This is a genomic window from Paraburkholderia diazotrophica (genome assembly GCF_038900755.1).
GTDB classification, from domain to species: domain Bacteria; phylum Pseudomonadota; class Gammaproteobacteria; order Burkholderiales; family Burkholderiaceae; genus Paraburkholderia; species Paraburkholderia diazotrophica_A.
Genome location: NZ_JBBPEN010000008.1, coordinates 384,907 through 393,734, shown reverse-complemented (window position 1 = coordinate 393,734; position 8,828 = coordinate 384,907). Strand labels below are relative to the sequence as shown.

General features: G+C 60.8%; 6 protein-coding genes. 4 read left to right on the top strand and 2 right to left on the bottom strand.

Annotated elements, in window-relative coordinates; all coding sequences use genetic code 11:
• Positions 1–375: 375 nt before the first annotated feature.
• Positions 376–1,569: a M20 aminoacylase family protein gene (locus AABE10_RS25140; RefSeq protein WP_342935917.1), complete on the bottom strand. Its 1,194-nt coding sequence runs from the start codon at positions 1,567–1,569 to the stop codon at positions 376–378.
• Between the two features lie 170 nt (positions 1,570–1,739).
• Between AABE10_RS25140 and AABE10_RS25135 the strand changes: the two genes are divergently transcribed.
• Together AABE10_RS25135 and AABE10_RS25130 are read left to right on the top strand one after the other, a co-directional pair.
• Positions 1,740–3,818, top strand: coding sequence for a molybdopterin oxidoreductase family protein (locus tag AABE10_RS25135; RefSeq protein ID WP_342935916.1), 2,079 nt, complete (start codon positions 1,740–1,742; stop codon positions 3,816–3,818).
• A gap of 173 nt (positions 3,819–3,991) precedes the next feature.
• A complete protein-coding gene (locus tag AABE10_RS25130; RefSeq protein ID WP_342935915.1) occupies positions 3,992–5,665 on the top strand; it encodes a long-chain fatty acid--CoA ligase in 1,674 nt (557 codons plus the stop codon).
• Between the two features lie 234 nt (positions 5,666–5,899).
• Here the strand turns inward: AABE10_RS25130 and AABE10_RS25125 are convergent, their stop codons facing one another.
• Positions 5,900–7,060, bottom strand: coding sequence for a porin (locus AABE10_RS25125; RefSeq protein ID WP_342935914.1), 1,161 nt, complete (start codon positions 7,058–7,060; stop codon positions 5,900–5,902).
• 290 nt (positions 7,061–7,350) lie between these two features.
• Between AABE10_RS25125 and coq7 the strand changes: the two genes are divergently transcribed.
• Together coq7 and mraZ are read left to right on the top strand one after the other, a co-directional pair.
• Positions 7,351–7,980 (top strand): 2-polyprenyl-3-methyl-6-methoxy-1,4-benzoquinone monooxygenase, encoded by a 630-nt coding sequence (coq7, locus tag AABE10_RS25120; RefSeq protein ID WP_342935937.1) that lies wholly within the window; start codon positions 7,351–7,353, stop codon positions 7,978–7,980.
• Between the two features lie 401 nt (positions 7,981–8,381).
• Complete coding sequence (gene mraZ / locus AABE10_RS25115; protein ID WP_342935913.1) at positions 8,382–8,810, top strand: division/cell wall cluster transcriptional repressor MraZ; 429 nt, start codon at positions 8,382–8,384, stop codon at positions 8,808–8,810.
• The last annotated feature ends 18 nt before the right edge of the window (positions 8,811–8,828 follow it).

Below are 8,828 nucleotides of genomic sequence, written 5' to 3'. Positions count from 1 at the left end.
CACGCCGATGATAGTGCGGATTGCCCGTGTGAAAGTAGGTAATCGTCAGGCTCCTTATACACGTCCCGGCCCCGCCCCCAAAAGGCGGGGCCGTGGCCGTTTACGGCGCCGCGCTTTTTTACCTTCCTCCGGGCGGCGCTGTCCGCCAGCACAATACCTGCGCAAAACGTGTCGTCGCCGTCATGGCCTGGCGTCTGCGCCCTGCTAAACCTTCCCTCCCGACAGATAGCCCTGTAGAAACGTAGTCCGTTCGCAACGCATTGAGCGCACTCAGGCGTTCGTCCGCAGCGGTCAGTTATGATCCGTGGTTTGTCACGCGCGAAACAACAGGCACCCACTCCATCGACTGATGGGCGCCACCCGCGCCCACACTCTTCATCGCCCAGCCAAAAATTTCTGCGCCAACCGAACCCAGTACGTGGACCCGACCGGCAGCAAATCGTCGTTGAAGTCATAGCTGGCGTTATGCAGCATACACGGCCCGGCGCCGTGGCCGGACTCGCGATGCCCACCGTCCCCGTTGCCGAGGAACGCGTAGCATCCCGGCTTCGCCAGCAACATGAACGAGAAATCCTCGGCGCCCATCGTCGGCTCGACGGCGTCGTCGACGTTTTCGTCGCCGACAATCTCTTTCATCACCGACGCCGCGAACCGCGCCTCGTCGCTGCTGTTGATCGTGGGCGGATAGTTACGGTGAAACGAAATTTCGACGGAGCAGTCGTAGGCCTCGGCCGTGCTCTGGACGATTTTCCGCATCCGGGTTTCGATCAGATCGAGCGTTTCCGTGGTGAAAGTCCGCACCGTGCCTGCAATCCACGCCTCATCCGGCACGACGTTCACGGCATCGCCGGCATGGATCTGTGTGATTGACAGCACCGCCGTGTCGAGTGGCTTCTTGTTGCGCGTAATGATGCTTTGCAGGCCATTGGCTATCTGTACCGCGGTGAATACAGGGTCGCGGCCATTGTGCGGTAGCGCCGCGTGTGAGCCCACGCCTTTGATTTCGATGCGAAATTCGTTGCTGGAAGCCATGATCGGCCCTTCCGTCACACCGAAATTGCCCGCCGGCATCCCGGGCCAGTTGTGGATGCCAAACACAGCATCGACAGGAAAGCGCGTAAACAGCCCATCGTCGATCATGGCCTTCGCGCCCGCGCCGCCTTCCTCGGCCGGCTGGAAAATGAACACGATCGTACCGTCGAAATCGCCTTCCTTCGCCAGATGCCGCGCCGCACCGAGCAGCATCGCCGTGTGTCCGTCATGCCCGCACGCGTGCATTTTTCCCTCGTTTTTGGAGCGATGATCGAACGTGTTCAGTTCGTGGATGGGCAGCGCATCCATGTCGGCGCGCAATCCAATCGACTTCGTTCCCGTGCCACGCTTCAACACGCCAACGACGCCGGTTTTCCCGATGCCTTCATGTACCTCGATTCCCCACCCCGCCAGCGTCTTTGCCACCAATGACGCCGTTTGCGCCTCCTCGTATCGCAATTCTGGATTAGCGTGAATCGTTCGTCGGAGAGTCTGAATTTCGCCGCGTGCGGCTTGGATTTCGGGGATCAGTTTCATGATGGATTGAGAAAGTGGCAGTGAGCAGTGTTATCCGGACGGTCGATTCCGGAGAGAGTGATAATTAATTCTACGCCCATCGCTGTTTTTGACGGCCGCGTGTCAGATCGGATGAGGGGAACGTAATAGAATCAGGGCCTTCACTCGCGCAATCTCCGCTCGAAATCAATATGAACGCTCACGCTGAATTCGCTCGCGCCGTCTGCCCGCACGATTGTCCCGATACCTGCGCCATGCGCGTGACTGTCGAGAACGGCCGCGCCGTGAAGGTCGTTGGCGACCCGGACCACCCGCCGACGCAGGGCGTCCTGTGCACGAAAGTGAGCCGTTACGCCGATCGCGTTCATCATCCGCGTCGGCTGACGACGCCGATGCGCCGCGTCGGCCGGAAAGGCGAAGGGCGATTCGAGCCGATCAGCTGGGATGACGCACTGCATCTCGCCGCGGAGCGCTTGTCGGAAATCGCGGGCCGCGCGCCCGAGGCGATTTTGCCGTACAGCTACGCCGGCACGATGGGTTTCGTGCAGGGAGACAGCATTGCGCAGCGCTTCTTCCACAAGCTCGGCGCGTCGCAACTCGACCGCACGATCTGTGCAGCGGCGGGCGCCGCGGGTCTCAAATATACGTACGGCGCGAGTCTCGGCATGCTCACCGAGTTTTTTGACGAGAGCGAGCTGATTCTGATCTGGGGTGCGAACCCGATCGCATCGAACCTGCATTTCTGGACGCGCGCCCAAGAGGCGAAGCGCCGCGGAGCGCGTCTGATCGCCATTGATCCGTACCGCTCGCTCACTGCCGAGAAATGCCACCAGCATGTTGCGCTGAAACCCGGCACGGACGCGGCGCTCGCGCTCGCCATGATGCATGTCCTGATCGCGGAGGACATGCTCGATTACGCCTATATCGCCGACCATACGCTCGGCTTCGAGCCATTGAAGGCGCGCGCGCTCGACTATTCGCCTTCGCGCGCGGCTGAAATTTGCGGGATCGATGAGCAGACGATCATCGATCTCGCACGGCTTTACGGCAGCACCAAAAAGGCGGCAATCCGCATGAATTACGGCATGCAGCGCGTGCGTGGCGGCGGCAATGCGGTGCGGGCGGTCGCATGTCTTCCGTCGCTGACGGGCGCATGGCGCGAGCGTTCGGGCGGTCTGCTGATGTCATCGTCGGGTTGGGCGCCAGTCGATTCGCACGCATTGGCGCGGCCCGATCTGATGCCGGGCTGGCCGTCGAACCAACCGCGCGTCGTGAACATGAACGCGATCGGCGACGCCCTATGCAATCCGGGCGACGCAGAGTTTGGCCCGAAGATCGAAGCGGTTGTCGTGTACAACGCGAACCCCGTGGCCGTTGCGCCGGATTCGGAGCGTGTTGCAGCGGGCTTCGCGCGCGACGACCTGTTTACGATCGTTCTCGAGCATTTCGAGACCGACACCGCCGATTACGCCGATTTGCTGCTGCCCGCGACGACGCAGCTCGAACATCTCGACATTCACAAGTCGTACGGGCACACGCATGTGATGGTCAACCTGCCCGCGATTCCGCCCGTCGGCGAGGCGCGCCCGAACACGGAGATTTTCCGCGGCATCGCGCGCGCGATGGGGCTCCAGGAACCGGCGCTGTACGAGAGCGATGAGAAGGTCGCGTCGTCGGCCTACCGCTGGGACGATCCGATGCTCGACGGCGTCACATGGGAAACCTTGAAGCGCGACGGCTGGGCGAAGCTGAATGTTCCCGACGCGCCGTTCGCGAACGGAGGCTTCCGCACGCCGTCAGGCAAATGCGAGTTCTATAGCGAGCGGCTCGCACAAGCCGGCCTCGAACCCGTGCCCGATTATTTGCCGCCTTACGAGTCGGCGGACGGCTCGCCCGAACTCGCCGCGCGCTACCCGCTCGCGATGATTTCCCCGCCGGCGCGCAACTTCCTGAACAGCACGTTCGTGAACGTCGAAAGCCTGCGCGCGACAGAAGGCGAACCGCATCTCGACATCCATCCCGGCGACGCCGCCGAACGCGGCATCCACGACGGCGATCAGGTCCGCATCTTCAACGATCGCGGCTCGATGCAGGCGCGCGCCCGCGTCACCGACAAGGCGCGCGCAGGGCTCGTCGTCGGCCTGTCGATCTGGTGGAAGAAGCTCGCTCCCGACGGCCGCAACGCCAATCAGGTGACGAGCCAGGCGCTGACCGATCTGGGCGGCTCAGCGACGTTCTACGACTGCCTCGTCGAAGTCGAGCGAGTCTGAGTCGCTTCTGAACGCGCAGCGGAGGTTCCCCCCGCGCCACGCCATTCTCGGCCCTTGGTCCGCGCTTTCGAGTGCATCGTCTAACTGGGGCTAACCGCGAATAGTCACGCGTCAGCGCATGCTACGATGCGATTTTTAGCACGACCATTCGAAAATCACGGAGGAGACGCCGTATGGAAAAAGTCTGGCTGAAATCGTATCCGCCCGGCGTACCCAAAGAGATCGATCCCACCCAGTACGAGTCGATCACCGCGATGCTGGAAGAGAGCTTCCGTGCGAACCGCGCGAAGCCGGCGTTCGCGTGCATGGGCAAGCAGATCACGTATGGCGAACTCGACAGCCTCTCCATGCGGCTTGCCGCGTGGTTTCAGTCAAAAGGCATCGCGCGCGGCGCGCGTATCGCGATCATGATGCCCAACGTCCTGCAGTATCCCGTCGCCATCGCTGCGATCCTCCGCGCGGGAAATGTCGTTGTGAACGTGAATCCGCTCTACACGCCGCGCGAGCTGGAACACCAGCTGAAGGACAGCGGCGCAGAAGCGATCATCCTGCTCGAAAATTTCGCGCTCACGTTGCAGGCGATTGTGCGAAATACGTCGGTCAGGCATATCGTCGTGGCGTCGATGGGCGATCTGATGGGCGCGAAAGGCATGCTTGTCAATTTCGTCGTGCGCCGCGTGAAGAAGATGGTGCCCGCGTGGAGTATTCCCGGACACGTTCGCTTCAACGACGTCATCTCCGAAGGCGCTCGCAGCCGGTTCGCGCGCGTCAAGCAAGGTCCGGGCGACGTCGCATTTCTTCAGTACACAGGCGGCACGACGGGCGTTGCAAAGGGCGCGACGCTTCTGCATCGCAATCTGGTTGCGAACGTGCTGCAGTCGCACGTGTGGCTCGAACCCGCGCGCTCGAAGCGCCCGGACATCGACCAGTTCGTCACCGTCGTCGCGCTGCCGCTTTATCACGTGTTTGCACTGACCGTGTGCGGGCTGCTGACGATTCGGACGGGCGGTCTCGGCGTGCTCATTCCGAATCCTCGCGACATCGCCGGGATGATCAAGTCGTTGCACGGCTACAAGATTACGACCATCCCAGCCGTCAACACGCTGTACAACGCAATGCTCAATCATCCGGACTTTTCGAAGCTGGATTTTTCGAATCTTCTTGTGGCAAACGGCGGGGGGATGGCCGTGCAGGAAGCCGTCGCGAAACGCTGGTTCGAGCGCACGAACGCGCCGATCATCGAGGGCTATGGCCTGTCGGAGACGTCGCCGTGCGTAACGTGCAATCCGGCTACCGTCACCGAGTACAGCGGTACGATCGGTCTGCCGCTGCCGTCGACAGAAGTGTCGATCCGCGACGACGACGGCAACGAACTCCCCGTCGGCCAGGCGGGCGAGTTGTGCATCCGGGGTCCGCAGGTGATGGCGGGTTACTGGAACCGTCCGGACGAAACGGCGAAGGTGATGACGGCTGACGGCTTCTTCCGCTCGGGAGACATCGCGACCGTCGATGAAGACGGCTTCGTGAAAATCGTCGACCGGAAGAAGGACATGATTCTCGTGTCCGGCTTCAACGTCTATCCGAACGAAATCGAGGATGTGGTTGCGAAACATCCGGGCGTCTTCGAAGTGGCGGCCGTTGGCGTGCCGGACCAGCACTCGGGCGAAGCGGTAAAGCTCTTCATCGTGAAGAAAGACGAAGCGATCACTGACGCCGACATCTTCGCGTTCTGCAAAGACCAACTGACGGGCTACAAGCGGCCGCGCATCGTCGAGTTTCGCAAGGAACTGCCGAAGAGCAATGTCGGCAAGATCTTGCGTCGCGAACTGCGCGACGGTCGGGCTTGAGCGCGCGCGGCGCGTGAACGACGGGAAAAGGGCGTAGACGGGCTACTGAAACAGCCGGCGCGCCGCAGTGAAAGCACGGCCCAATGACGCTTCGTCATTGGGTCGTTTCCATTTGCGAAGCGGCAAATGGGCAATCGCCAGGACGGTGGCGCACATCACGAACACAACAAAGGCCGCGCAAATAAAAAAGGGCGCCCGGAGGCGCCCTCGAGGGTACTACGCATTCACAACTTATTAGAACTTGTGGCGGATACCGACGCGAGCCGTGAACTGGTTGCTGTTCGACGAAGCCGACAGACCGTTGATTGCTGCAACAGCTTGCTTGCCCGTCGAATCGGTGCCCGTAGCGTGCTGGTACACGCCGATCAGGTAGACGTCCGTGCGCTTCGACAGGAAGTAGTCGACGCCAGCCGAACCCTGGTGGTACTTCGCCGAATCATGGCCGTTCAGGCTGCTGCCGTGCGTATAGTCATACGCAGCGCCAACCAGCAGAGCCGGCGTCAACTGATACTTGAAGTTGATTTCACCGTTGTTGAACGTTGCCGTCTGGCCTGCGAAGGCCGGCGATGCGAAGCCCGAGCCGATGTCGTAGAACTTGACGTTCGAGTACGTTGCGCCGATCGTCGCTGCGCCGAACGTGTATGCGCCGCCCGCGCCGATCACCTGATACGTATGAGCCGAAGCGTAGCCGCTGTACACCGGCGACGAGACGTTCGAGCTCGCAGCGTTGACCGTGCCCGACGTGCTGTTGCCGAAGAACGAAACGTTCGGGTTGCGAACGTTCAAGTAACCAGCGCCCAACACCAGCGGACCGTTGTTGTAGCCGACGCCCAACGACCATGCCTGGTTACGCGAGTAGTCGCCCGCAACGCCGCCCAGGCTGTACATACCGCCGAACGTCAGGCCAGCGTAGTTCGCGCTCGTGTACTTGATCGCGTTGTTGGTGCGGTACGCGTTGTTGAAGTTGTCCAGGTCGCCCGGGTGTGCAGCGATGTAGCCGCCCCACTGGTCGCCCGCTTCCAGCGGACCGACGTAGTCGACGACGGAATCGTACTGACGACCCAGCGTGACCGTGCCGAACTGGCTGCCCAGGCCGACGTAAGCCTGACGACCGAACATCAGGCCGCCTTGACCCAGCTTGCCGTTGTTCACGTCAAAGCCGTTTTCCAACACGAAGATTGCCTTCAGGCCACCGCCGAGGTCTTCCGTCCCGCGCATGCCGAAACGGCTGCCCTGCAGAACGCCGCTCGACAGGTTGTACAGGTGCTTCCCGCCCGAGTTGGTGTTGATGTTAAAACCTTCGTCAATAATGCCGTACAGCGTCACGCTGCTTTGCGCATGAGCGACGCCTGCAAACGCGCCCAATGCTGCGAGAGCGAGAAGCGACTTTTTCATCGAAAGATCTCCAAGGAATTGCGAATTATTTTCAAACAAGGCAAATATTTATCTGCGTTGCGGCCTTGCGTAACTTCGTAAAGAAGTTGCACGTAATGTAACAAAGACACCTAAGTGAACAAAGAAAAAGCAGGGCGCCCGCCGGAGCGCTGTTTCGTTTACGCAACATGGTCTAAAATCGAAAATCGGCCGTCGGAACCACCCTTAAGATTTTTTTGTCGTCAGCCGCAAACCCTTGATGTACAAGGCTCTGCGGGGAGTGGTGCGAGCGCCGCGTCGTGGAGGCCAAGATGCTGATTGATGAGTTGATTGCAGAGTTTGATCGGGGTTTACGCTCAATAAACGGGGTGTCGCGGATGTCGCGTCCGCTGCCTGTTCCACCTGCGTCTGTCGAGTCCGTCGAACTGACTGATGAAGAGCGCGCGCATGCGGCGGGACTCATGCGCGTCAATCATGTCGGTGAGGTGTGCGCACAAGCGCTTTATCAGGCGCAAAAGCTGGCGACGCGCTCGCCGGCGCTCAAGCAGGCGTTCGAGCATGCCGCGCGCGAAGAGGAAGATCACCTCGCGTGGACCTACAAGCGCCTCGAAGCGCTCGATTCGCGTCCAAGTCTGCTCAATCCACTCTGGTATGCTGGCGCCCTCGCGATCGGCTTCGCGGCTGGCCGCCTCGGCGACCGGGTGAGTCTCGGCTTCATGGCCGAGACAGAGCGGCAGGTCGAGTTGCACCTTGGCGGTCATCTCACTACGTTGCCGGAAGGCGATCACGAGTCGCGTGCGATCGTCGAGCAGATGCGCATCGATGAAGTTGCCCACGGCAAGGCCGCGACGGACGCGGGCGGTGCTGAGTTGCCGTTCCCGGCGCGCGCGCTGATGCGTGCGGCGTCCAAAATCATGACGCGCACCGCGTACCACGTTTGACCTGATTCAACGCTATTCGCCTGAAGTGGGCGGCGCTCTCCGCGCCGTCCGTAAAATCGCTCCAAATCCTCAGTCGGCCCGCGCCTTTCGTCCTACCAGAACGCTTTCCCGCCACGCTTTTCCTTCGTACTTTTCACGTATCACCTTCACAAGTCTCACTAGCTCATTCATTTATAACGGTTTTCCATTTTGCATGCTGCGTGAGCAAGCGGCGCTAAGTCCTTGTTCTTGCAAACAAAATTCGTCAAAAAAGCGTGCGTCTCCCTTGACCGGTGTTGGGGGTTACTCTAAAGTGGGAGACAGTGTGAGAAAGTGTTTTTTTGTGTGATCCCACGCGCTTTCTCCGGTAAATTTCCAGAATCGGGCGGCATCTTTCACCGCCCTGACAAAAGGGGAGCGAAGTGTTCCAAGGGGCGTCAGCGCTGACACTCGATGCGAAGGGGCGGATGTCCGTCCCGGCTCGCTATCGGGATGCGCTGCAAGGACAGGCAGAAGGACGGATGACCATCACGCGTCATCCGGACGGCTGCCTGTTGCTGTTTCCGCGCCCCGAGTGGGAAGTCTTTCGCGCCAAGATCGTCAACCTGCCGATGGATGCCAAGTGGTTCCAGCGCATCTTCCTCGGTAGTGCAGCAGACGTCGAACTGGATACCGCCGGCCGCGTGCTGATCGCGCCGGAGTTGCGCCAGGCGGCGTCGCTGGAAAAGGAAGTGATGTTGTTGGGGATGGGAAGCCGGTTCGAGATCTGGGACAAGGAAACCTACGACGCGCAAGAGCAGGCCGCGATGGCGCAGGGCATGCCCGAGTCTCTGAAGAACTTCACATTCTGAACGCAGGTAATCGGAAAT